The sequence below is a fragment of the Nocardia sp. BMG51109 genome (genome assembly GCF_000526215.1).
In the GTDB taxonomy this organism is placed as follows: domain Bacteria; phylum Actinomycetota; class Actinomycetes; order Mycobacteriales; family Mycobacteriaceae; genus Nocardia.
This window is the reverse complement of record NZ_JAFQ01000004.1, coordinates 1,580,750-1,602,575: the sequence shown is the minus strand read 5'-3', so window position 1 is coordinate 1,602,575 and position 21,826 is coordinate 1,580,750. Positions and strand designations below refer to the sequence as shown.

Here is a 21,826-nt window from a genome sequence, read left to right as displayed (position 1 = left end):
GTCGGACCAGTGCATACGCCGTCCGCCGGTGCACAGGAGCGTCCGGGGTTCCTCGCCGATCCGCCGAGAACCGTCGATTCAACTGTGCGCAATGCGGTGAAACAGGTCACACCATCCGCCTGCGTGAGCAAACACCCGGCAGTTATGATGATCAAAATCCGTTGTAATCCGGGATGAGATCGCGACCGGGTGCAGATCTGCGCTGAAAGATGAGGGGAAGGCAAGCGCATGGCCGTTGGTCGCATAGCGCGCGTAGTGGTGGTAGCCGGGATAGTCGGCGGCTCCGGCGTGCTCGGCCCACTCGCTGCGCAGGCCCAGCCGGGTGACCCCTGCCCGCACTGCGCGCCGCCGGATTCCGGGAGTTCGGACGGCGTCCCCCTCACGATTCCGGGCCGATCGACCGATTCGGTGCCTCCGCAGAATCAGGGTTCGGGCGCGGTGCCTGCACAGGGTGAAGGCTCGGGCGCAGTGTCCCCGCACAATCAGGCTCCGGGGTCGGCACCTTCGGAGAACCGGACCTCATCGACCGACCCCGGCTCCGCTCCGGTGCAGGACGCCGGTCGGATCGATGCCGGCCTGCTCGGATTGCCCGCCATCCTCGGCACCGGATCGGCCGGAATCCTGGGCGCGGGTTCGGCCGCCGCCGGTACGGGTTCCGCGGCGGTCGGTGGAACCGGCTCTGCCGCAGTGGGTTCCGCGGCCGCGGGTACCGGTTCGGCCGCACTCGGCGCGGGTTCCGCGGCCGGCGCCACCGGCTCGGCGGCGACCGGTTCCGCCGCGGCCGGCACCGGTTCGGCGCTGGCGGGTACCGGTTCGGTCGTCGGCCCGCCCCTCGCCGGCACCGGCTCCGCGGCGGGCGCCGCGCTCCTGGGTACGGGCTCGGCCACCGGCTCCGCGTTGGCCGCGCTGCTCGGTACGGGTTCCGCCGCGACCGGTTCGGCCGCGGTCGGGTCCGGTTCGGCGCTGGCCGCGCTGCTGGGTACGGGTTCGGCGGCGACCGGTTCGGCCGCCGTGGGGTCCGGTTCGGCGCTGGCGGCTCTGCTGGGCACCGGTTCCGCCGCCACCGGATCGGCCGGACTCGGTTCCGCCGCAACAGGTTCCGCCGCGGTGGGTTCGGCCGCCGTCGGTTCCGCGGCGGTGCTTTCGCCGCTGCTGCTCTTGCTGCTCCTGCAGCCGGTTCCGGTGCCGCCCCCGCCGGCGGTGCCCGCACCGCCGCTCGCGATCCCGCCGGTCCCCGTGCCGCCGGTCCCGGCGCTTCCCGCGGTGGTCCCCCCGCCGATTCCCGCGGCCGCGCCCCCGGCCGCCCCCGCAGCCCCCGCGCCGCCCCCGCCCCCGGCCCCACAGCCGCCGCCTCCGGTGGCCCAGGCGCAGCCGAACCAGGCCGTGCGCCCGACCTCCGACTCCGATCTGCTCCCGCCCATCAAGGTGCTGAGCGTGGTCGGCGGCCTGGCGGCGATGGCGCTGGCCGCGGCCGGCTCCGGTGCGGTGAGCTTCCAGAGCGCTTCGGCCGCCCAGGCCCGCATCGACGCCGCTCGCGCGCAATTCTTCTGATGAGGGGTGACCGATGACGGAAAGTCGCATACAGAGTGGCCGCTCCTACCGCCGGGTCGCGGCGGCTGTCGACGCGGTCTGCGCGGTGGCGGCCGACTACGACGCCACCACCCTCGACGAGGTCGTACAGGCCGTCTCGGCGGAGCGCCGCCGCCCGATCGAGATCGGCGCCAGCGGCGAGTTGGGCCCGGGCGTCTGCGGACAGCGGCGCATCTTCCCGGAGAAGGACGTGATCGTGTTGGCGCCGTCGCTGCCCACGCGCGAGCACACTCTGGCCCACGAACTGGGGCACATCGTCTTCGACCACCCCGGCGCACCGGCGCCGGAGGTCACGATGGAGGCGAGCGACGACCTGATCGCCTACATGCTCAGCCAGCGGGCGCATCAGCAGGTCGTCGACGACGGCGAGGACGAGCAGTGCGAATGGGAGGCCGAGACCTTCGCCAGCATGCTGATGACCCGGCTGCGCGTATTCCACAACCGAGGCGCCGGCGTCTCGGTCCTGCGATTCGACGAGGCACTGGGATGACCGAGTCAGGGCCCGCAGGAGGCAGCGTGCGTAACCACGGAGGGCCCCTCGGTCATCCCGAAAACGGTCGCGGCATGACCGAGTCAGGGCCCGCAGGAGGCGGCGTGCGTAACCACGGAGGGCCCCTCGGTCGTCCCGGAGACGGGTGCGGCATGGGCGACGGACACGGTATGGCCGGCACGATCGAGGCAGGGGAGTACGCAGCATGACGTTCTGGCTCACCGCTCTGCTGGTGTGGATGGCCGCCGGTGCGCGCGTCGGGCGCGTGCTGGTGAAGCCGGCGACGACGGCCCGGGTCGCGATCGTGGTCGCGGTGGCGGCCGTCGCGGCGGCGGCCACGGTGACCATTCCCGAGGTTGCCGTGGCTCTGGACCACCTGCTGCCCAACGGAATTCGCGGGCAGATGTTCGCCGATCGGCTGCACGTGGCGGCCTGGCTGCTGTTCACCGTGGCGACCTCGGTGGTGGCCGCGGCCGCCTGGCCGATCGTGTCGCGCACCAACCTGCGCCAGATCGCCGCATTCATCTATGCCGCGGGTGTGGTCTCGATCGCCGTCACCCTCGCCTGGTCGACCCTGTTCGGCTGGGCGGTGACGCTGCTGGGTTGTCTGTTCATCGCGATCACGGGCCTGCGCAATCTGGACTGGACGGCACTGGGCCGCGGCATCGCCCTCTACACCGCGGGCACCATTCTGGTCGGCGTGCTGTCGGTGCTGTCCATCCGGCGCCTGGCCATGGACTACCCGCCCGCGGGGCCCGGCCACGCCGGTTGGTTCTGGCCGGCCTGGCAGGTCGCGAGCCTGCTGGTCGCGGTCGGGGCGGTGTGGATCGTGATCGAGCTGTGGGCGCGAGCCCGCTTGCTGCTGCGCCAGATTCGGCCGCTGCATCGCACCATGACCGGCCGTTTCCCGGAGGTGGTGGCGAAGGACCAGACCGGGTCCACCACCCAGCTCAAGGCCTCCGACCAGGTGGCGCAGATCATGGACGCGCTGTATCTGCTGTCCGGTGGCGGCATCGAACTGGTGGACGCGGGCCGGCCGACGGGTTCCATCACGGAGCGGGCCGATCTCGTCGCGCGGTGGGCGCGTAACCCGCTCGGCGACGTGGTGATCGACGCACGGTGGATCGCACCGCCGGAGGGGCTGAGCCCACGAGGCTGGGTGCAGGCCATCGCCCGAGCCTTCGAGGCTTACCCGCCCGAGCCGCGGTCCGCCGCATCCCAGCGCGGCTGAATTACGCTGAGTCCGCTGCGGCCATACCGGCGGGGTCCGCCACGGCCACACCGGCGGGGCGAATCACAGACGCCGGGTATTCGCCGGACCGATCGGTCTGGCGGCGTGGATCACAGAACATACAACGCGCTCGGGCAAGCCGTCCTGCGCGCAACGCACGGCGCCGTGCGCGCGGCAGCAGGAAATGGGCCCCCTCACACAACCGAGGAAGAAGCGGACACGACTAGGGCCGAAGCGTCACCGCTTCGGTCCCGAGCCGCAAAACAAACACAGTGCGGTTCCGTGCGCCGCACTGTGTCGCCCTGTGGGACTTGCTATTCCGTGCCGTCCGGCGGGATCTCGGGCAGACCCTCGCTCGCCCGCAGTTTCTCGGCCATCGAGGTCAGGAGGTTCTGCGATTCTTCGGAGAGGTCGAACGCTCTACTCGACAACCGCCGCAGTCCGTAGCCTTGCAGCTGGGACAGTAGCTCCAGATCGTGGTCGATCTTGGCGGCGTAGATGTCGTTGAAGAAGTAGTCCGGTTTGACCTTGAAGAACTTCGCCAACGCGGCCACCGTCTCGTCGGACGGATTGGTCCGCTGTCCCGACCGCAACTGCGAGAGATACGGTTTCGAGATCGGATGGCCTGAGGCCGTCAGCGCAGCCGCCACCTCGGCGTTGGTGTGCGGCTTACGCCCCGGGGGATGCACGGTTTCGAACAGCTTGTTCAGCCGCGCCGCGAAATCAGCCATTGTGAGCCGCCCAATTCCCTTCGCTGTACTAACAGTCGTTATCTCGGATACGTATCATTGATATTAGCGGCTGAGTAACTGAAAACCTACGCCTGATTCGCGATTTCCTTGAAGCTTCCAGGGGCCTGGTTCCGTAACCGGGTATGGCCGGGGCGTTTGCGGGCCACCGCAACGGTAGTTGGGAACCGCTGGTGGAGGGGGGTTCTGGCCCGTCGCGAAGGTCTTGCCCGACGGGCCTACGGTAACCACAAGATAGCTGACGTCTCATCCGCTTTTCTGTACCGAGTTTTGTGTGGCGTACGCCACGTTCAGCTGTCCTGCGGATGAACGTTCAACTGCGACGGGCGATCCCGATTGTGCCTACAACCGCTCGATGATCGTGCCTGTCGCAAGTGCGCCACCGGCGCACATGAGGACCATGGCAACCGACTTGTCGGATCGTTCCAGCTCGTGCAGCGCCGTCGTGATCAGTCGCGAACCCGTGCTGCCGACCGGATGTCCGAGCGCGATCGCCCCGCCGTTGACATTGACCCGGTCTATGTCCGGGCGGTGCACCGAGGCCCAGGACAGCGGCACCGAGGCGAACGCCTCGTTGATCTCGAACACGTCGATATCCGACATGCTCATGCCGGATCGCTCCAGCAGCCGTGCGGTCGCCTGCACCGGTCCGTCCAGGTGGAACTCGGGCTCCGCGCCGACCAGCGCCTGGGTGACGATCCGGGCGCGCGGCCGCAAACCCGCACGGGCGGCGGCCTGTTCGTCCATCAGCAGCACCGCGGCCGCACCGTCGGAGACCTGCGACGACGTGCCCGCGGTGTGAATACCGCCCGCCAGCACCGGCTTCAGCTCGGCCAGCCCCGCGCGGTTGGTGTCGCGCAGGCCCTGATCGCGGTTCACGTCGAGTTTCTCGCCGGTGAGGGTGCCCTCCTTGTCCACTTGCGGCGCGGTGACGGTGAGCACCTCGCGCTCGAAGCGGCCCTCGGCCCAGGCCTGGGCGGCCAGTCGCTGTGAGCGGACGCCGAATTCATCGATGTCCTCGCGGGTGATGCCGCGGCGCTTGGCGATTCGCTCGGCCGCCTCGAACTGGTTGGGCATATCGATGTCCCAGCTCGCGGGCCGTCGCGGCCCGGCGTTCTCGCCGACGTTGGCGCCCAGCGGCACGTGGCTCATCGACTCCACGCCGCAGGCCAGGCCGACGTCGATGGCGCCGGTGGCGATCAGCCCGGCGATCAGATGGTTGGCCTGCTGGGCGGAACCGCACTGGGAGTCGATGGTGGTCGCGCCCGTTTGCCAGGGCAGGCCGGCATGCAGCCACGCGGTGCGGGTGACGTTGTTGCCCTGCTCGCCGACCTGCATGACGCAGCCGCCGATGACCTGCTCCACCAGGGCGGGATCCAGATGTGCGCGGTCGACCACGCCACGCTGGGCGGCACCGAGCACCTCCGCGGCGTGCAGGCCGGCCAGCCAGCCGCCGCGTTTGCCGATCGGGGTGCGTGCGGCCTCGACGATGACGGGTGTGCCCATGTCGTTCCTTTCGGACAGAAAATGAAACAAGTTCTCCGATGAATCCAATGCGAATCATCGGCTTCTTTGCTGGGTCTTCATGTATTTGTACCTCGTGTGCTTCAATGTTGGTAGAACCTGTTCCAGTCAGTTGGAGGAGACAGCCGGTGGTTGACACCAGTGCGGCGGCGCGGCCGAACATTCCGGAGAATTTCGACGTCACGGACCCGGAGATGTGGTCCCAGCGGGTACCGGTGGAAGAACTGGCCGAGCTACGCCGCACCGCTCCCATCTGGTGGAACCCGAAGTCGCCCGCCGTCGGCGGCTTCCCGGACGACGGATTCTGGGTCGTCACCAAGCATGCCGATGTCAAGGAGGTGTCGCGGCGCAGTGATGTGTTCTCGAACTTCGAGAACACCGCTCTTCCGCGATTCAACGACGACATCAAGCGCGAGCAGATCGAGTTGCAGCGGTTCGTCCTGCTCAACCAGGACGCGCCGCAGCACACCCGGATGCGCAAGCTGATCTCCAAGGGCTTCACCCCGCGCGCGATCAACGGGCTGCGCGAGGAGCTGTCGTCCCGGGCCGAATCCATCGTGGCGGCGGCCGCCGAGGCCGGCTCGGGAGATTTCGTCACGCAGGTGGCGTGCGAGCTGCCGCTGCAGGCGATCGCCGAGCTGATCGGCATCCCGCAGGAGGACCGGATGAAGGTCTTCCAGTGGTCCAACGAGATGACCGGATACGACGATCCCGAGTACGCCGATGTCGATCCCCTCGCCGCATCCACCGAGATCCTGGGCTATGCCTGGCAGATGGCCGAGGCGCGGAAGGCGTCCCCCGCCGACGACATCGTGACCGAGCTGCTGCATGCCGACGTCGACGGGGAGATGCTGACCTCCGAGGAGTTCGGGTTCTTCGTGATCCTGCTGGCCGTGGCCGGCAACGAGACCACCCGCAACGCGATCTCGCACGGCATGGTCGCCTTCCTCGACAATCCCGATCAGTGGGAGCTTTTCAAGGCCGAGCGGCCCAAGACCGCCGCCGAGGAGATCATCCGCTGGGGCACCCCGGTGAGCACGTTCCAGCGCACCGCGCTCGAGGACACCGAACTCGGTGGCGTGCGGATCGAGAAGGGGCAGCGCGTGCTGCTGGTGTACCGCTCGGCGAACTTCGACGAGGAGGTCTTCGACGACCCGTACACCTTCGACATCACCCGTGATCCCAACCCGCACCTGGCCTTCGGCGGTACGGGCGCGCACTTCTGTATCGGCGCCAACCTGGCCCGGCTGGAGATCGACCTGATCTTCAACGCCATCGCGGACCACCTGCCCGACATCTCCAAGCTGGGCGACCCGCAGCGGCTGCGGTCCGGCTGGCTGAACGGCATCAAGGAGTTCCAGGTGGACTACAAGGGATCGGGCTGCCCGGTGGCGCACTGACTGGGCGCCTTACGTCGGAGGGGCGGACACCCATTGGGTGTCCGCCCCTTTCTCGGTCCCCACCGAGTCCCTTCGGCTCGCACCGAAAGCGCTGGTGTCAGGCTGGTTTCATGGTCTGCATGGCGCGTTCGGCCTCCCAGAACGCGCGCAGGGCCAGGATCTTGCCGTCGTCGTCGTCGACCCGGTAGGTGAACACGCCCTCGGCATCGATCACCTGACCACCGATGTGGCTGCGGATCGTCCCGGTGAACGCGACCTCGTTGCCGCAGGCGAAAGAGTCGTCGAAGAGGAACTCGATCGCCTCGGTGGCGCCGATCGATTTGTCCCAGAAGGCTGCGATGGCATCGCGGCCGCGATGCCCCTTGCCCTCCGGGTCGAACACCGAGGGCCCGATCGGATCCTCGACGATGCCGTCGGCGGCGAACAGTTCGAGCCACGCCGCCTTGTCGCGGGCGCGTACCGCGGCCTGGGAGGCGTAACCGGCCGTGCGAGCCGGATGGTCGGTCTTCGTTGTCATGGCGACTCCTGTTCAGCGCCGAAATCGGGCCCGTGAACTCGAAAGACTGGTCGGTCCGGCCGCATTCGGTGCGTAGCGCGGTGAGTTTGCCGATGGGCTTGCAGATGTGCTCGTATATTCATTCGCATGCGTCCGAAATCGAAGAATTCGCGGCGGAATTCGACCTTCTCGACGCCGAGTTCGAGTCCGATGATCCCGTCATCCGACCGTCTCGGACACTTCGGCGCGGATATGGCATGTCGCATCATTCGAATTCCCTCGCCCCCGCGTCTTTGCGAGACGAGAGCGGCCGCGAACGGCCGGGCGATGGTGGTTCACGGTCGCTCCGATCCGACCACCCACATCGAGAAGTACTGCGAGCCGCCGCCGTACGCATGTCCGAGCGCCTTGCGCGCGTTCTCGACCTGGTAGTCCCCGGCGCGGCTCATCACCTGTTTGGCGGCCTCGGCGAAGCGGATCATGCCGGAGGCCCCGATCGGGTTGGAGCTGAGCACGCCACCGGACGGGTTGACCGGCAGCTTCCTGCCGATCTCGGTCTCCCGGGCGTCGGTCAGCTTCCAGCCCTCGCCCTCCGGGACGAAGCCCAGGTTCTCCAGCCACATCGGCTCGAACCAGGAGAACGGCACGTAGATCTCGGCGGCGTCGATCTCCTCCAGCGGGTTGGCGATTCCGGCCTGCCGCCACAGCGCGGCCGCGGCGTCGCGGCCGGCCTGCGGGCTGACCTGATCGCGGCCGGAGTAGGCGAGCGGCTCGGTGCGCATGGCGGTGCCGTGCACCCAGGCCACCTTCTTGCCGGACTCCTCGACCTTCCGCGCCGAGGCCTCGTCGCCGATCACCAGCGCGCAGGCGCCGTCCGAGGAGGGGCAGGTCTCGTCGAACCGGATCGGGTCCCACAGCATCTGCGAGGCCAGCACCGACTCCATGGTGATATCGGCCTGCTGCAGATGGGCGAGCGGATTCTTCGCGCCGTTGCGGCGATCCTTCACCGCCACCATGGCGCCGATGTGCAGCGGGGCGTTCGCGCGCCGGATGTAGGCGCGCACGTGCGGGGCGAAGTACCCGCCGGCGCCGGCGCCGACCGGCTTGGTGAACGGGACCGGATTCGACAGCGCCCACATGGCATTGGATTCCGACTGCTTCTCCCAGGCCACCGCGAGCACCTTGCCGTGCACGCCGGCCTGCACGTGGTTGGCCGCGACGACGCCGGTCGAGCCGCCCACCGAACCCGCGGTGTGCACGCGCAGCAGCGGTTTTCCGGTGGCGCCCAGGGCATCCGCGAGGAACAGTTCGGGCATCATCGAACCCTCGAACAGGTCCGGGGCCTTGCCCACCACGACCGCATCGATATCGGCCATGGTGAGTTCGGCGTCGGCCAGTGCGCGATCGATGGCCTCGCGGCACAGCCCGGCCATGGACACGTCGGCCCGTTTCGTCACGTGATGGGTCTGTCCGGTGCCGAGCACCGCAGCAAGGTTTGTCATCGTGCCTCCGCATTCAAGACGGCCACCAAGTTCTGTTGCAGCGCAGGCCCGCTCGCCGCGTGGGCGAGGGCGCGTCCGGCGGTGCCGTTGATGATCTCCGTCGCGGCGAAGCCGATCCGCTCCAGCCCGGCCGCGAACATCGGGTTGCCCGCCAGCGCGCCGCCGGAGGGATTGATCCGGGTGCCGCCGTTGAGACCCAGGGCCTGTTTCAGGATCAGCTGCTCGTGGCTGAACTGCGCATGCAGCTCGGCGACGTCGAATCCGCCCGCGTCGTCACCGAATACGGCCTTTCCGGCCGCCGCCGCGGAGGGCGAGGAGGTCAGGTCGCGGGCACCGAGCACCGGGGTGTCGATGCGGTGCGCGATATCGGTCAGCCAGGCCGGCCGCTCGCACAGCTCGCGCGCGCGGTCGCCGGCGGCCAGCACGATCGCGGCCGCGCCGTCGGTGATCGGGGCGATGTCGTGCTCGCGCAGCGGATCGGCGACATACGGTGCGGCGAGCCGATTTTCGATCTCCGCGTCGTCGGCGGCCGACACCGCCGCCATATCGCGTTCGGTCCAGCGCCCGGCGTCGAGCCCGGCGCGCGCCTGCAGGCCGGCCATCGATACCGCGTCCGGCCACAGCGGCGCGACGAGGTACGGATCGGTCTGCAGCGTCAGCACCTGGCGCAGCGTCCCGGCCGAGGGCTTGCCGAAGCCGTACACCAGCGCCGTCTTCGCCTGTCCGGAGCGCAGTTTCACCCAGGCCTCGTACAGCGCCCAGGCGGCGTCCATCTCCACGTGCGATTCGTTGATCGGCGGCACGGCGCCGATCGAGTCGATCGCCGAGATGAACGAAAAGGCGCGTCCGGCAAGGTAATCCGATGATCCGGAGCACCAGAAGTCGATATCGCCCACGCCGATGCCGAGCTTGTCGTACAGCTTGTCGAAGCAGGGCGTGAGCATCTCGACACCGTTGGTGGTGCCGTAGGTCTCCGGGACGTGCGGTGCGTGCGCGAAGCCCACCACCGCGATGTCGGTCGTATTGTCACTCAAGGTATTTCAGCTCTCTATCCGCGGCCTCGGCCGCACTCACAGATGCTGCGCGAAGGTCTCGTAATCGGCGTCGGGCTCGCCGGTGGGTTCGAAGTGCGAGATGTTCTCCAGGCCGTTGTGGCTCCACTCCTCGCGCGGAAGCCAGGATGCCTTGACTCGCATGCCCATCCGGACCTCGCCGACCTCGCAGCCGAGCACCAGATGCAGGAAGGGGATGTCGGTGCCGTCGAGCAGGACATACGCGGCCACGTACGGCGGTTTGATCCGCTGGCCCTGGAACGGCACGTTCACGATGCAGAAGGTGGTGACGATGCCGGTGTCGGCGAGGTCGACGTAGTCCTCGGTCGGCTCGCCGGTCCGCGGATCGGCGCCGCGCGGCGGGAAGTACACCTTGCCGTCGGCGGCCCGCGCGCCCACCAGCCGGCCCTCGGCGATGGCCCGCAGGAACACCGTCTCCGGCGGCGACGCGGTGTGCTTGTAGCTCAGGTCGATCGGGGTGACGATGCCGGTCACCGGGTCGGCGTCCCTGCTGCCGCCGGTGGATTCGGCTGGGGCGGCGGAGGTTTCGCCGGGCTCGAAGCAGGCGATGTCGTGGATGGTGCCGCTGCGTTCGGCCGCCCAGCGCACCCGCACCCGCATGCCGGTGTGGATGTCGTCGGCGGATGCGACGTCCACCGCGTGCAGCAATCCGGTGTCCGCGCCGTCGAGCTCGATCAACGCCCAGGCGAAGGGCCGGTCGAAGGGCTGCCCGGGCAGCGGGTCGCGGACCCAGCTCCAGCTCCGTACGGTGCCCACGTCGGATACGTCGACGAAGTCGGACAGCGGTTCCGAGGTGCCCGGATCGTATTCCGGCGGCGGCACCAGCACCCGGCCGTCGGAACCGCGCACGCCGACGATGCGGCCCTCGCGCAGCCCGGTCAGGAAACGGCCGATGGTCGGCCCGACCGAGCGGGTGTAGTCGAACGTCATTCGCAATTCCGCGGCGAGTACGTCCGGAGTGGTTCCCGTTTGCGAACCACTTCCCTCGGCAACTGTGCCGGTCATGGTGTTCCCCTGAGTCACGACATCGAGTAGAACAGGTTCTAACTCTGGTGGCAAGGCCAGGGCTGGGTCGACGACGGCACTCGCGGGCCCTCCGTGGTTACGCAAGCTGCCGCCTACGGGCCTGACGCGAGTGCCGTGGAAGGGAGTGTCATGCGTTTCGGATTGCAACTCGGATATTGGGGCGCCGGCCCGCCGGACAACCACGGCGAATTGGTGGTGGCGGCCGAGGAGGCCGGTTTCGACGCGGTGTTCACCGCCGAATCGTGGGGGTCCGACGCCTTCACCCCGCTGGCCTGGTGGGGTTCGCGGACCGGCCGGGTGCGGCTGGGCACCTCGGTGGTGCAGCTCTCGGCCCGCACGCCGACGGCCACCGCGATGGCGGCGCTGACGATGGACCATCTCAGCGGTGGGCGGCACATCCTGGGACTCGGCGTCTCCGGTCCGCAGGTCGTCGAGGGCTGGTACGGGCAGCCGTTCGCCAAGCCGTTGCAGCGCACCCGGGAGTACGTCGGGATCATCCGGCAGGTGCTCGCGCGGCAGGGCAAGGTGATGAGCGAGGGTCCGCACTACCCGATGCCGTACCACGGTCCCGGCGCGACGGACCTGGGGAAACCACTCAAGCCGATCACCCATCCGCTCCGTGCGGATCTGCCGATCTGGCTCGGTGCGGAGGGGCCCAAGAACGTGGCGCTGACCGCGGAGATCGCCGACGGATGGCTGGCCATCTACTACACGCCCCGGCTGGCCGGGATGTACAACGAATGGCTCGACGAGGGTTTCGCGCGACCGGGTGCCCGGCGTTCGCGCGAGGACTTCGAGATCGCCGCTACCGCGCAGGTCATCCTGACCGACGACCCGAAGACCGAACTGGACCGGCTGCGCCCGGTGATGGCGCTCTACATCGGCGGCATGGGTGCGGAGGAGCTGAACTTCCACGCCCAGGTGTACCGGCGGATGGGCTACGGCGACATCGTCGACGAGATCACCCGGCTGTTCCGGTCCGGCCGCAAGGACGAGGCGGCGGCCGCCGTCCCCGACGAACTGATTCTCGACACCACGATCATCGGCGACGAGGCGCACGTGCGGGAGCAGTTGAAGGTGTGGGAGCAGGCGGGCGTCACCATGCTGCTGGTCGGGGTCCGTGATGTCGCCCAGTTCGAGGCTCTCGCGCCGTTGATCCGGTCCTGAACCTCGTCTCGTCCCGCCCCTTGTTCGCATGTAGAACACGTTCTAGATTCGAGGAGTGACTTCGATGGAGCCGGCGCAGCAGCTGGGACTGTGGAACATCGCCGCCACCGACCCCGGACGGATCGCGGTCGTCGATCCGTCGGGGCGGGAGGTCGGCTACGGAGAACTGGCCGCGCAGGCCGACCGCATCGCACGGGGCCTGCAGGCCAAGGGTATGCGGGCCGGTGACGTGCTGGTGTCGATGGTGCACAACAGCGCCGAGGCGCTCGCGGTGTACTTCGCGGCCTATCAGGCCGGGCTGTACATCGTCGCGGTGAACTGGCATCTGACCGGGCCGGAGGTGGCCTACATCCTCGGCGACAGCGAGGCCGAGGTGTTCATCGCCGACGAGCGTTTCGCCGAGGCCGCGCGGATCGCCGCCGACGAGGCGAAAGTGCCTGCGGACGCGCGCTATTCGGTCGGCGAGGTGGCGGGCTTCCGGCCGCTGGCGGAGCTGGGCGCCACCGAGACCGGGCGCCCGGACGCCCGCACCACCGGTGCGCCGATGCTCTACACGTCCGGAACCACGGGCCGCCCCAAGGGCGTTCGCCGCCCGCTCACCGGCGCCGATCCGGATGTCGTCGGGCCGCAGTCGACCGGCTTCTTCGGGCTGTTCGGGCTGCAACCGTTCGACGAGCACGTGCACATCTGCGGTTCGCCGCTGTACCACACCGCCGTGCTGAACTTCGCCTCCATCTCGATTCAGTTGGGGCACAAGGTCGTTCTGATGGACAAGTGGGATCCGGAGGAGATGCTGCGGCTGATCGACAAGCACCGGGTCACGCACAGCCACATGGTGCCGACCCAGTTCCATCGGCTGCTGGCGCTGCCGGAGCAGGTGCGCGCGAAGTACGACGTGTCGTCGCTGCGCTGCATGATCCACGGCGCGGCGCCGTGCCCGCAGGAGACCAAGCGGCAGATGCTCGAGTGGTGGGGCCCGGTCGTCACCGAGTACTACGCGGCGACCGAGGGCGGCGGCACCTCCATCTCCGGTGCGGAGTGGCTGCGCAAGCCCGGATCGGTCGGCAAGGCCTGGCCGTACGCGGTGGTGAAGGTGCTCGGCGACGACGGGGCGGAACTGCCTCCCGGCGAGACCGGCACCGTCTACATGCGGATGGGCGGATCGAACTTCGAGTACCACAAGGACCGGGCCAAGACCGAGGACGCCCGGGTCGGCGACCTGTTCACCGTCGGCGACATCGGGCACATGGACGAGGACGGCTACCTCTACCTGCACGACCGGCGCTCGGATCTGATCCTGTCCGGGGGCGTGAACATCTACCCCGCCGAGATCGAGAACGAGCTGATCACCCATCCGAAGGTCGCCGACGTCGCCGTGTTCGGTCTGCCGCACGAGGATTGGGGTCAGGAGGTCAAGGCCGTCGTGCAGCCGGCCGAGGGGATCGTCGGCGACGAGCGGCTCACCAGGGAGCTGATGGAGTTCGCGGCGAGCCGCCTGGCGAAGTACAAGCTGCCTCGCAGCATCGACTACCTCGACGAGCTGCCCCGCGACCCGAACGGCAAGCTCTACAAGCGCAAGATCCGGGAGAGCTATGTGAAGACATAGCCGATCGGCTGCTCGGTGTTCCACCCCTGCTACGGCGACGTGGCCTGTGGTTATGACACTCGGGAATGAGAGTTATAGCTGACTGATGTGGTCGTTCCCGTGTCAATGGGGCGGGACCCGGCCCAGTCGGGTCGGGAACGGATCGTCACAGCCCACCTGGTTTGCCCAGGTGGGCATTTCTCGTTGTGCCGCAACATCTTTCGTGATTTCTGTCACCCGGCGGGCGGGTGGCGGCTACTATCCCGGATGAATTTGTAAACGGCGTAAATTGACCCTTGTCACAGCCGAGAACACGTTCTATTTTTGTCCTGTGAGCTACAACATAGCGGACCTCGTCGAACACACCGTCGACCTCGTGCCGGACCGCGTCGCGCTGGCTGACGACACTCGCTCGGTGACCTATGCCCAGCTGGAGGACCGGGCCAACCGTCTCGCGCATTACCTGCAGGAACAGGGTGTGGAGCCGGGCTCCAAGGTCGGCATCTACACGCGCAACACCCTCGAGGCCGTCGAGGCCATGGTCGCGGTGTTCAAGGTGCGGGCGGTGATGATCAACATCAACTTCCGGTACGTCGAGAACGAGTTGCAGTACATCTTCGAGAACTCGGACTTGGTCGCGCTCATTCACGAGCGCCGGTACACCGACAAGGTGTCCGCGGTCCGGCCGAAGACTCCCGAGCTGAAGTCGGTCCTCGTGGTGAACGACGGCACCGATACCCCGACCGCGGCCGACTCCGTGGACTACGAAGCGGCGCTGGCGTCCACGCACGGCGCCCGGGACTTCGCCGACCGGTCGGGCGACGACATCTTCATGCTCTACACCGGCGGCACCACGGGCATGCCCAAGGGCGTGATGTGGCGCCACGAGGACTGGTGGCGGGTGCTCGGCGGCGGCATCAACTTCATGTCCGGTGAGTACGTCCAGGACGAGTGGCAGCAGGCCAAGGCCGGTGCGGGCAACGCGCCGATGGTGCGCTACCCGATCCCGCCGATGATCCACGGCGGTTCGCAGACCGCGACCTTCCACGGCCTGTTCGACGGCGGCAAGACGATCATGCTGCCCGAGTTCAGCGCGCACGGCGTGTGGCAGGCGGTCGACCAGCACGACATCAACATGATCTTCATAACCGGCGACGCGATGGCCCGGCCGATGCTCGACGCGTTGAAGGAAGGCAACCCGAAAACCGGTGAGCCGTACAAGCATTCGAGCCTGTGGGCGATGGCCAGCAGTGCGGCGCTGTTCTCGCCGACGCTGAAGGACGAGTTCATCGAGCTGCTGCCGAATACGGTGATCACCGATTCGATCGGCTCGTCGGAGACCGGTTTCGGTGGTATCTCCATCGCGGCCAAGGGCGGTACCCACACCGGCGGCCCGCGGGTGAAGATCGACGCCTCCACCGAGGTGCTCGACGAGGACGGCAATCCGGTCGTGCCCGGTTCGGGGCAGGTCGGCCTGCTCGCCCGCAAGGGGCACATTCCGGTGGGTTACTACAACGACCCGGTCAAGACCGCGGCAACGTTCAAGGAGTTCAACGGGATTCGCTACTCCATTCCGGGCGACTACGCGCGGGTGGAGGAGGACGGCACCGTCACGATGCTCGGGCGCGGTTCGGTCAGCATCAACAGCGGCGGCGAGAAGATCTATCCCGAGGAGGTCGAGGGTGCGCTGAAGTGCCATCCGGAGGTCCTCGACGCGCTGGTGATCGGTGTCGCCGACGAGCGGTGGGGCCAGCGGGTGGCCGCGGTCGTGCAGTGCCGGGGCGGTCGGCGCCCGACCCTGGAGGAACTGCGCCCGGTGCTGACCAAGGAGATCTCCTCCTACAAGATCCCGCGCAGCATCTGGTTCGTCGAGGAGATCCAGCGCTCCCCGGCGGGCAAGCCGGACTACAAGTGGGCGAAGGCGCACGCCGAGTCTCGTGCCGCCGACGAGGACGCTCCCGCGCCCGCGACCAAGTAGCGCGTCCGGGTCTCACCGTCCGCCCGCGGGTGGTGGGACGCCAGGACAGTCCCGTGACTGATGTCACGTTTGAGTCGGTATCGACTCTGATTCCAGGGTGTTTCTTGTCGGTGCCATGTGCCAGAGTGTCTGGCATGAGCAAGCCGGGCAGTTCCGCGGGCGCCGCCGAGATCTCTCGCGAGGTGCTGGATCAATTCGAGGGATATCGGCGGGAGCTGTGCGCTTACGCCTACCGAATGTTGGGATCCTCGTTCGAGGCCGAGGATGCCGTGCAGGACGCGTTCACCCGAGCGTGGAAGGCCTACGACACCTTCGAGGGCAGGTCCAGCCTGCGGTCGTGGCTGTACAAGATCACCACGAACGTCTGCCTGGACATGTTGGACGGGCCGCAGCGGCGGGCCCGGCCGATGGACCTGTCGGGTCCGTCGAGTCCGGATACCCCGCTGCCGCCCCCGCAGCCCGACTACGTCTGGGTCGAGCCGATCCCGAATGCCCTGGCCTTCGGCGCCGACCCGGCCGAGCATGCCACCGCGAAGGATTCGCTGCGGCTGGCCTTCGTCGCCGCCGTGCAGCACCTCCCGGCCACCCAGCGGGCGATCCTGATCATGCGCGAGGTGCTGCGCTTCTCCGCGAACGAGACCGCCGACATGCTGCTGATGTCGCCGGCCTCGGTGAACAGCGCGCTACAGCGGGCGCGCGCCACCATGGCGAAGGTGCAGCCCGCGGAGGCGGGCAGCTACGACGAATCCGACGAGCAGCAGCGCAAACTCGTCGACGGCTTCGTCCGGGCCTTCGAGGCCTACGACATGGATTCGCTGACGGCCCTGCTGAAACAGGATGTCGAGCTGTCGATGCCGCCCTTCGAGCTGTGGATTTCCGGCCCCGCGAACGTCGCGCGGTTCATGCTCACCACGGGACAGCAGTGCCGGGGTTCGAAGCTGGTCCCGCTGGCGGGTGCCAACGGGCTGCCCGCCTTCGGCCACTACAAGCCGACCGAGGAGCCCGGCGTGTACACGCCGTGGTCGATCACGGTGCTGGAGTTCGAGGGCGACCAGATCAGCGGCCTGAACTTCTTCCTCGATACCGAGCGCCTGTTCCCGCTGTTCGGGCTGGCGCCGGAATTGCGGGTGGAGGAGGGAGCCGGTCAGGCCGGGTAGGCCATGTGGAACGGCTCCCAGTGATGCCCGTCGGGGTCGATGAACGTGCGGCCGTGCATCCCGACCTGGGCCTCCTGGGCGCGCTTGTCCACATTGATCTCTTCGGTGCCGCCGGCCGCCAGGGCCGCGGTGGTGAGTTCGTCGACCTCCCGCGCGCTGCTCAGCGATAGCGCGTACAGCGAGCCGGTGGCGGCGGCGGTATCCGCGATGGGCCGCTCGGTGAACGTCCGGAAGAACGGCTTCACCAGCAACATCAGGCAGATGTTGTCGTCGACGACGACGCAGGCGGCATTGTCGTCGGTGAACTCCTGATTGACCTTCCAGCCCAGTGACTCGTAGAAGTTCCTGGACCGCTCCAGGTCGGCGACGGGAAGGTTGAGGAAGATCATCTTGCTGGCCATGTCGGTCCCTTTCGACTGCGCAGTCGGGTGCGTCTACACCGGTTCCGACGAGGTGAGCGAGCAAAACTCATCGTCTGGTTGCAAAGGGAAACAAACCATTTCCGGATAATCCGACCGGGGCCTGTCGGCTCGGTACGCCGGAGGTCCGCGATTGGGGGGCTGCTCGATTCCGCGCTGGCCCGTCCGCAGGCTAGCGTGTTCGGTCAGGACGCCTACCCCGACGTGTGGCACAAGGCGGCGGCGCTGATGGAGTCGCTCGCGCGCAACTACGGGCTGGTCGACGGGAACAAGCGCCTCGCTTGGTACGCCACGGGGGTGTTCCTGCACCTGAACGACCATCGGCCGGCCGCGCCGTTCGACGTGGACGAGGCGGAACGTTTCGTTCTGGATTGCTGTCAGGGGAAGCTGGACGTGCCGGTGATCGCGGAGTTCCTGCACCGATTCGAGGAGTGAATACCGCGGGCGCGCGAATCGCGGAAGGGAACGCGGAAATCCGGTCCGAACCGGTGCGGTTCGGGCCGGGCCTCGGCGTCGGTGCGGGTGGGCGAGGTCAGTGCGGATCGGCGAGGTGGGCGCCGAGCGCGCGGAGGTGGTCGGTGGCGCCGCCGAGGGCGAATTCGTTGTGCTTGGCGGCGGTGAAGTAGTTGTGCACGATGTGGTCGCGGTCGATGCCGACGCCGCCGTGCACGTGGACGACGGTGTGGGCGATGCGGTGCCCGGCGTCGGCCGCCCAGAACTTGGCGGTGTGCACCTCCGGTCCGGCCGGCAGATCCTCCGACAGCATCCAGGCCGCCTGGGTGACCGCGAGCCGCAGGCCCTGCAGGTCGATGTAGCCGTCGGACAGCCGCTGCGCGACCGCCTGGAAGCTGCCGATCTTTCGGCCGAACTGCTCACGCTCGCGGCCGTATTCGGCGACCAGCTCCAGCGCGCGCTCCAGCGTGCCCAGCTGCTGTGCGGCCAGGCCCAGCCAGCCGCGGGTGAGCAGCCAGTCCAGGATCTCCGCACCGGATTCGACCGTGCCCACCAATTCGGCGGGCGCGCTGTCGAATTCGATCTCGGCCTCCGGGCTGCGGTCGACCACCTGCTGCGCCGTCAGCCGAACGTTCGCCTCCGCCGGATCCACCAGGAATACCGCGGGCGAGTCGGATACGGTGGCCGACACCAGGATTCGGGACGACTGCCCGGCGAACGGCACGACGGTCTTGGTGCCGGCGAGCCGCCAGCCGTCGCCGTCGGCCGTCGCGGTGGTGGTCGGCCGGGACGGCTCCCAGTTCCGTTCCTCGGTCAGCGCCACCGTCAAGATCGCCTCGCCCGCAGCGGCTTTCGCCGCGAGCTCGCGCTGTGCCGCGGAGCCGAAACGCGCCAGCGCCCCCGCACCGAGCACGACCGACCACAGATACGGCACGGCCGCGAGATGCTTGCCCAGTTCGCGCAGCACCGCGGTCTGCTCCAGGACCCCCAGGTCGCTGCCGCCGACCGACTCCGGCAGCGCGGCCGCCAGTACTCCGGTCTCGCCCAGCGACTTCCACAGCGGCTCGTCGAAGCGCACGGTGTCGGTCTCCGCGCGCCCGCCGCCGTTGTCCAGTTCGCGCAGCCGGTCGGCGGTGACGAGCTTGCCGCACACCTCGCCGGTGAGCCGGGCGAGATCCTGCTGTGCTTCGGTTGTCGTGAAATCCATCGTGATCACTCAGCTTTCGGTCAACGCGCCGCAGCGGGCTGCTTCAGGGCGGTCATGGCGATGATGTCGCGCTGCACCTCGTTGGTGCCGCCGCCGAAGGTCAGGATCAGGCAGGAGCGGTGCATCCGCTCGAGCCGCCCGAGCAGCGCGGCGCCCGGCGAGTCCTGGCGCAGGTAGCCCTGCGGTCCGAGCACCTCCATCAGCAGCCGGTAGGCCTCGGTGGCCAGTTCGGTGCCGAGCACCTTGCAGGTGGAGGCGTCCCACGGTCGCGGAGCCGCATCGCCGCCGTGATCCGCGCCGGACGCGATCTCCCAGTTCAGCAGCTTCAGGTACTCCACCTTCGCGTGCACCCGGGCCAGGTTCAGCCGCACCCACTCGCTGTCGATCACCCGGGCGCCGGTGGAATCCTTGTTCTCCCTGGCCCATTCCACGGTCTGGGCCAGCGCCAGCTGCAGCGCCGCGGCGGAGGTGAGCGCCACCCGCTCGTGGTTGAGCTGGTTGGTGACCAGCGGCCAGCCGCCGTTCTCCGGGCCGACCATCGCGGTATGCGGGACCCGCACGTCCTGGTAGTAGGTGGCGCTGGTGTCCGGTCCGGCCATCGTGTGCACCGGGGTCCAGGAGAAGCCCTCGGCCGTCGTCGGCACGGTGAACATGGAGATGCCCTTGTGCTTCTTGGCGTTCGGATCGGTGCGCGCGGCCAGCCAGACGTAGTCGGCGTACTGGATCAGGCTGGTCCACATCTTCTGGCCGTTGATGACCCAGTCGTCGCCGTCGCGCACCGCGGAGGTGCGCAGCGAGGCGAGGTCGGTGCCGGCGCCCGGTTCCGAGTACCCGATGGAGAAGTGCAGCTCACCGGCGGCGATCTTGGGCAGGAAGAACCTCTTCTGCTCCTCGGTGCCGTAGTGCATGATCGTCGGCGCCACCGAGTTGATGGTCAGGAACGGCACCGGCGCGCCCGCGATCGCCGCCTCGTCGGTGAAGATCAGCTGATCCATGGTGGAACGGTCATGCCCGCCGAACTCCTTCGGCCAGCCCAGCGCGAGCCAGCCGTCGCGGCCCATGTCCCGCACGACCTCCCGGTAGACGTCGCCGTGGCCGTACTCGCCGGTCTGCGCGGACAGCGCCGCCCGCCGTTCGGGGGTGATCAGGGTGGCGAAGTACTCGCGCAACTCGGCGCGCAGCTGTTCCTGTTGCGGGGTATACGCAATCCGCATGGCGGGTTACCTCATTATTTCTTTCGATAGCCGACAGGTATGACGCTGGGCGGTTGTCCCGATCATTGCACACTGGCTGAAACATGTTCCAGTATGGACCGTAAATCCGGCCGCTTGGGCCGCAGCGGCCGGGGCGGGCTTGTAGGCTCGGCGCTATCTGCGGCAAAGGAGTTGTCAATGAAGCTGACTGTGGACTTCGATCAGTGTGAAGCCAACGGCATCTGTGTCGGAATCGCGCCCGACGTCTTCGAACTCGATGACGAGGACATGCTGCACGTGTCGGTGACCGAAGTGCCCGACGATCGCGTGGCCGATGTCGAGACCGCGGTCGCCCAGTGCCCGAAGGCGGCGCTGAAGCTCGAATGAATCGATGCTTGCCGTTAACTGAAACACGTTCTAGAGTCGCGGCGTGGATGTGACGCAGCGCAGCGAAGGAACTCGAGACCCGGAACGTGATCTGAGTCTGTCCGGCCGGGTGGCGATCGTCACCGGCGCCGGCGCCGGGTTGGGGCGGGCCGAGGCGCTCGCCCTGGCCGCCGTCGGCGCCACCGTGGTGGTCAACGACCTGGCCGAGAACGACGCGGTAGCGAACACGCTGGCCGACATTCGCGCGCTCGGCGCGAAGGCCGAATTCGTCGCCGGCAGCGTGGCCGAGCGGGCCACCGCCGACGCGCTGATCCACACCGCCGACGAGACGTTCGGCGGGGTCGACATCGTCGTCAACAACGCCGGCATCACCCGCGACCGCATGCTGTTCAACATGTCCGACGACGAATGGGATGCGGTCATCGCGGTCCATCTGCGCGGGCATTTCCTGTTGACGCGCAATGCCGCGGCGTATTGGCGCGGCAAATCCAAGGAATCCGGCGCCCCGGTGTACGGGCGCCTGATCAACACCTCCTCCGAGGCCGGCCTGCTCGGGCCCGAGGGGCAGGCGAACTACGCCGCCGCCAAGGCCGGCATCACCTCGCTGACCCTGTCGGCCTCGCGCGCGCTGGCGCGCTACGGCGTGCGGGCCAACGCGATCTGCCCGCGGGCGCGGACCTCGATGACCGAGAGCGTCTTCTCGGCGGCGCCCGAGGGCGAGGTGGATCCGCTGTCGCCCGATCACGTGGCCCGGCTGGTGGCCTACCTGGCCGCTCCCGCGGCCGAGTCGATCAGCGGACAGGTCTTCGTCGTCTACGGATCGATGGTGGCGCTGATGTCCGCCCCCGAGGTGGAGCAGCGTTTCGACGCCACCGGCGCGGAATGGACGCCGACGGCGCTGGCCGACACGCTCGGAAACTACTTCTCGGAACGATCTTCCGGGCGTACGTTTTCCGCATCAGCGCTGCACGAACTCGGCTGAACGGGCAACTGGTGGCAGCTGCCCTCGTTCAGCGGTTGATCGGTCGTCGGGCAGTTGGTAGACATGAACGTCGGTGGTGTGTGATGCCTCACAAAGGCAACTTGTACGCAGAATGAACAAGTTCTAGCTTTCGGTGACGACTTGAAAGAAAAGGGCAGTTCAAAAACGTTGAACTAGCCTCTAGAATCTAGTGAACATGTTCTAATCTTTGGGACGG

The 21,826-nt window shown here is 68.1% G+C and carries 20 protein-coding genes; 11 read left to right on the top strand and 9 right to left on the bottom strand.

Features of this window, described 5'->3' with window-relative positions:
* The first annotated feature begins 546 nt into the window (after positions 1 to 546).
* The 3 genes from D892_RS43540 (at position 547) to D892_RS0108485 (ending at position 3,311) form a co-directional block, all read left to right on the top strand.
* Entirely contained in the window at positions 547 to 1,551 is a 1,005-nt protein-coding gene (locus tag D892_RS43540; protein WP_024800830.1) for a hypothetical protein, read from the top strand.
* 13 nt (positions 1,552 to 1,564) lie between these two features.
* Entirely contained in the window at positions 1,565 to 2,080 is a 516-nt protein-coding gene (locus D892_RS0108490; protein ID WP_036566831.1) for an ImmA/IrrE family metallo-endopeptidase, read from the top strand.
* 205 nt (positions 2,081 to 2,285) lie between these two features.
* Positions 2,286 to 3,311, top strand: a complete 1,026-nt coding sequence (locus D892_RS0108485) for a hypothetical protein (RefSeq protein WP_024800828.1) — start codon at positions 2,286 to 2,288, stop codon at positions 3,309 to 3,311.
* A 314-nt stretch (positions 3,312 to 3,625) separates the two neighbouring features.
* Here the strand turns inward: D892_RS0108485 and D892_RS0108480 are convergent, their stop codons facing one another.
* Together D892_RS0108480 and D892_RS0108475 are read right to left on the bottom strand one after the other, a co-directional pair.
* Positions 3,626 to 4,042, bottom strand: coding sequence for a helix-turn-helix domain-containing protein (locus D892_RS0108480; RefSeq protein WP_011207048.1), 417 nt, complete (start codon positions 4,040 to 4,042; stop codon positions 3,626 to 3,628).
* A 360-nt stretch (positions 4,043 to 4,402) separates the two neighbouring features.
* A complete protein-coding gene (locus D892_RS0108475) occupies positions 4,403 to 5,566 on the bottom strand; it encodes a steroid 3-ketoacyl-CoA thiolase (RefSeq protein WP_024800827.1) in 1,164 nt (387 codons plus the stop codon).
* 212 nt (positions 5,567 to 5,778) lie between these two features.
* Between D892_RS0108475 and D892_RS0108470 the strand changes: the two genes are divergently transcribed.
* On the top strand, positions 5,779 to 6,984 hold the full coding sequence (locus D892_RS0108470; RefSeq protein ID WP_051499542.1) for a cytochrome P450: 1,206 nt from the start codon (positions 5,779 to 5,781) through the stop codon (positions 6,982 to 6,984).
* A gap of 97 nt (positions 6,985 to 7,081) precedes the next feature.
* On the opposite strand, the gene D892_RS0108465 is transcribed toward D892_RS0108470, so the two are convergent.
* From D892_RS0108465 to D892_RS0108450, 4 genes are all read right to left on the bottom strand, one after another.
* Positions 7,082 to 7,501 (bottom strand): nuclear transport factor 2 family protein, encoded by a 420-nt coding sequence (locus D892_RS0108465; protein ID WP_024800825.1) that lies wholly within the window; start codon positions 7,499 to 7,501, stop codon positions 7,082 to 7,084.
* Between the two features lie 314 nt (positions 7,502 to 7,815).
* Positions 7,816 to 8,982: a thiolase domain-containing protein gene (locus tag D892_RS0108460; protein ID WP_024800824.1), complete on the bottom strand. Its 1,167-nt coding sequence runs from the start codon at positions 8,980 to 8,982 to the stop codon at positions 7,816 to 7,818.
* Entirely contained in the window at positions 8,979 to 10,016 is a 1,038-nt protein-coding gene (locus D892_RS0108455) for a thiolase domain-containing protein (protein WP_036566828.1), read from the bottom strand. The genes D892_RS0108460 and D892_RS0108455 overlap by 4 nt, the downstream gene beginning before the upstream one ends.
* 36 nt (positions 10,017 to 10,052) lie before the next feature.
* The gene (locus tag D892_RS0108450) at positions 10,053 to 11,060 is read right to left on the bottom strand and encodes a Zn-ribbon domain-containing OB-fold protein (RefSeq protein WP_051499025.1); all 1,008 of its coding nucleotides are present in this window, start codon (positions 11,058 to 11,060) and stop codon (positions 10,053 to 10,055) included.
* Between the two features lie 150 nt (positions 11,061 to 11,210).
* Here D892_RS0108450 and D892_RS0108445 point away from each other — a divergent pair, with 150 nt between their 5' ends.
* The 4 genes from D892_RS0108445 (at position 11,211) to D892_RS0108430 (ending at position 16,968) form a co-directional block, all read left to right on the top strand.
* Positions 11,211 to 12,248 (top strand): LLM class F420-dependent oxidoreductase, encoded by a 1,038-nt coding sequence (locus tag D892_RS0108445; RefSeq protein WP_024800821.1) that lies wholly within the window; start codon positions 11,211 to 11,213, stop codon positions 12,246 to 12,248.
* 64 nt (positions 12,249 to 12,312) lie between these two features.
* A complete protein-coding gene (locus D892_RS0108440) occupies positions 12,313 to 13,854 on the top strand; it encodes an acyl-CoA synthetase (RefSeq protein WP_024800820.1) in 1,542 nt (513 codons plus the stop codon).
* A 310-nt stretch (positions 13,855 to 14,164) separates the two neighbouring features.
* The gene (locus tag D892_RS0108435) at positions 14,165 to 15,811 is read left to right on the top strand and encodes an acyl-CoA synthetase (RefSeq protein WP_024800819.1); all 1,647 of its coding nucleotides are present in this window, start codon (positions 14,165 to 14,167) and stop codon (positions 15,809 to 15,811) included.
* Positions 15,812 to 15,945: 134 nt separating this feature from the next.
* Positions 15,946 to 16,968: a sigma-70 family RNA polymerase sigma factor gene (locus D892_RS0108430; RefSeq protein ID WP_024800818.1), complete on the top strand. Its 1,023-nt coding sequence runs from the start codon at positions 15,946 to 15,948 to the stop codon at positions 16,966 to 16,968.
* On the opposite strand, the gene D892_RS0108425 is transcribed toward D892_RS0108430, so the two are convergent.
* The gene (locus D892_RS0108425; protein WP_024800817.1) at positions 16,956 to 17,369 is read right to left on the bottom strand and encodes a VOC family protein; all 414 of its coding nucleotides are present in this window, start codon (positions 17,367 to 17,369) and stop codon (positions 16,956 to 16,958) included. The two genes, D892_RS0108430 and D892_RS0108425, sit on opposite strands and share 13 nt — an antisense overlap.
* A gap of 27 nt (positions 17,370 to 17,396) precedes the next feature.
* On the opposite strand from D892_RS0108425, the gene D892_RS49135 reads away from it, so the two are divergent.
* Positions 17,397 to 17,822 (top strand): type II toxin-antitoxin system death-on-curing family toxin, encoded by a 426-nt coding sequence (locus D892_RS49135; RefSeq protein WP_255360211.1) that lies wholly within the window; start codon positions 17,397 to 17,399, stop codon positions 17,820 to 17,822.
* A 97-nt stretch (positions 17,823 to 17,919) separates the two neighbouring features.
* Here the strand turns inward: D892_RS49135 and D892_RS0108415 are convergent, their stop codons facing one another.
* Together D892_RS0108415 and D892_RS0108410 are read right to left on the bottom strand one after the other, a co-directional pair.
* Complete coding sequence (locus tag D892_RS0108415; protein WP_024800816.1) at positions 17,920 to 19,047, bottom strand: acyl-CoA dehydrogenase family protein; 1,128 nt, start codon at positions 19,045 to 19,047, stop codon at positions 17,920 to 17,922.
* A 20-nt stretch (positions 19,048 to 19,067) separates the two neighbouring features.
* A complete protein-coding gene (locus D892_RS0108410; protein ID WP_024800815.1) occupies positions 19,068 to 20,261 on the bottom strand; it encodes an acyl-CoA dehydrogenase family protein in 1,194 nt (397 codons plus the stop codon).
* Between the two features lie 177 nt (positions 20,262 to 20,438).
* On the opposite strand from D892_RS0108410, the gene D892_RS0108405 reads away from it, so the two are divergent.
* The gene (locus tag D892_RS0108405; RefSeq protein ID WP_024800814.1) at positions 20,439 to 20,627 is read left to right on the top strand and encodes a ferredoxin; all 189 of its coding nucleotides are present in this window, start codon (positions 20,439 to 20,441) and stop codon (positions 20,625 to 20,627) included.
* Between the two features lie 49 nt (positions 20,628 to 20,676).
* On the top strand, positions 20,677 to 21,609 hold the full coding sequence (locus tag D892_RS0108400; protein ID WP_024800813.1) for a 3-oxoacyl-ACP reductase: 933 nt from the start codon (positions 20,677 to 20,679) through the stop codon (positions 21,607 to 21,609).
* Positions 21,610 to 21,826 lie beyond the last annotated feature (217 nt).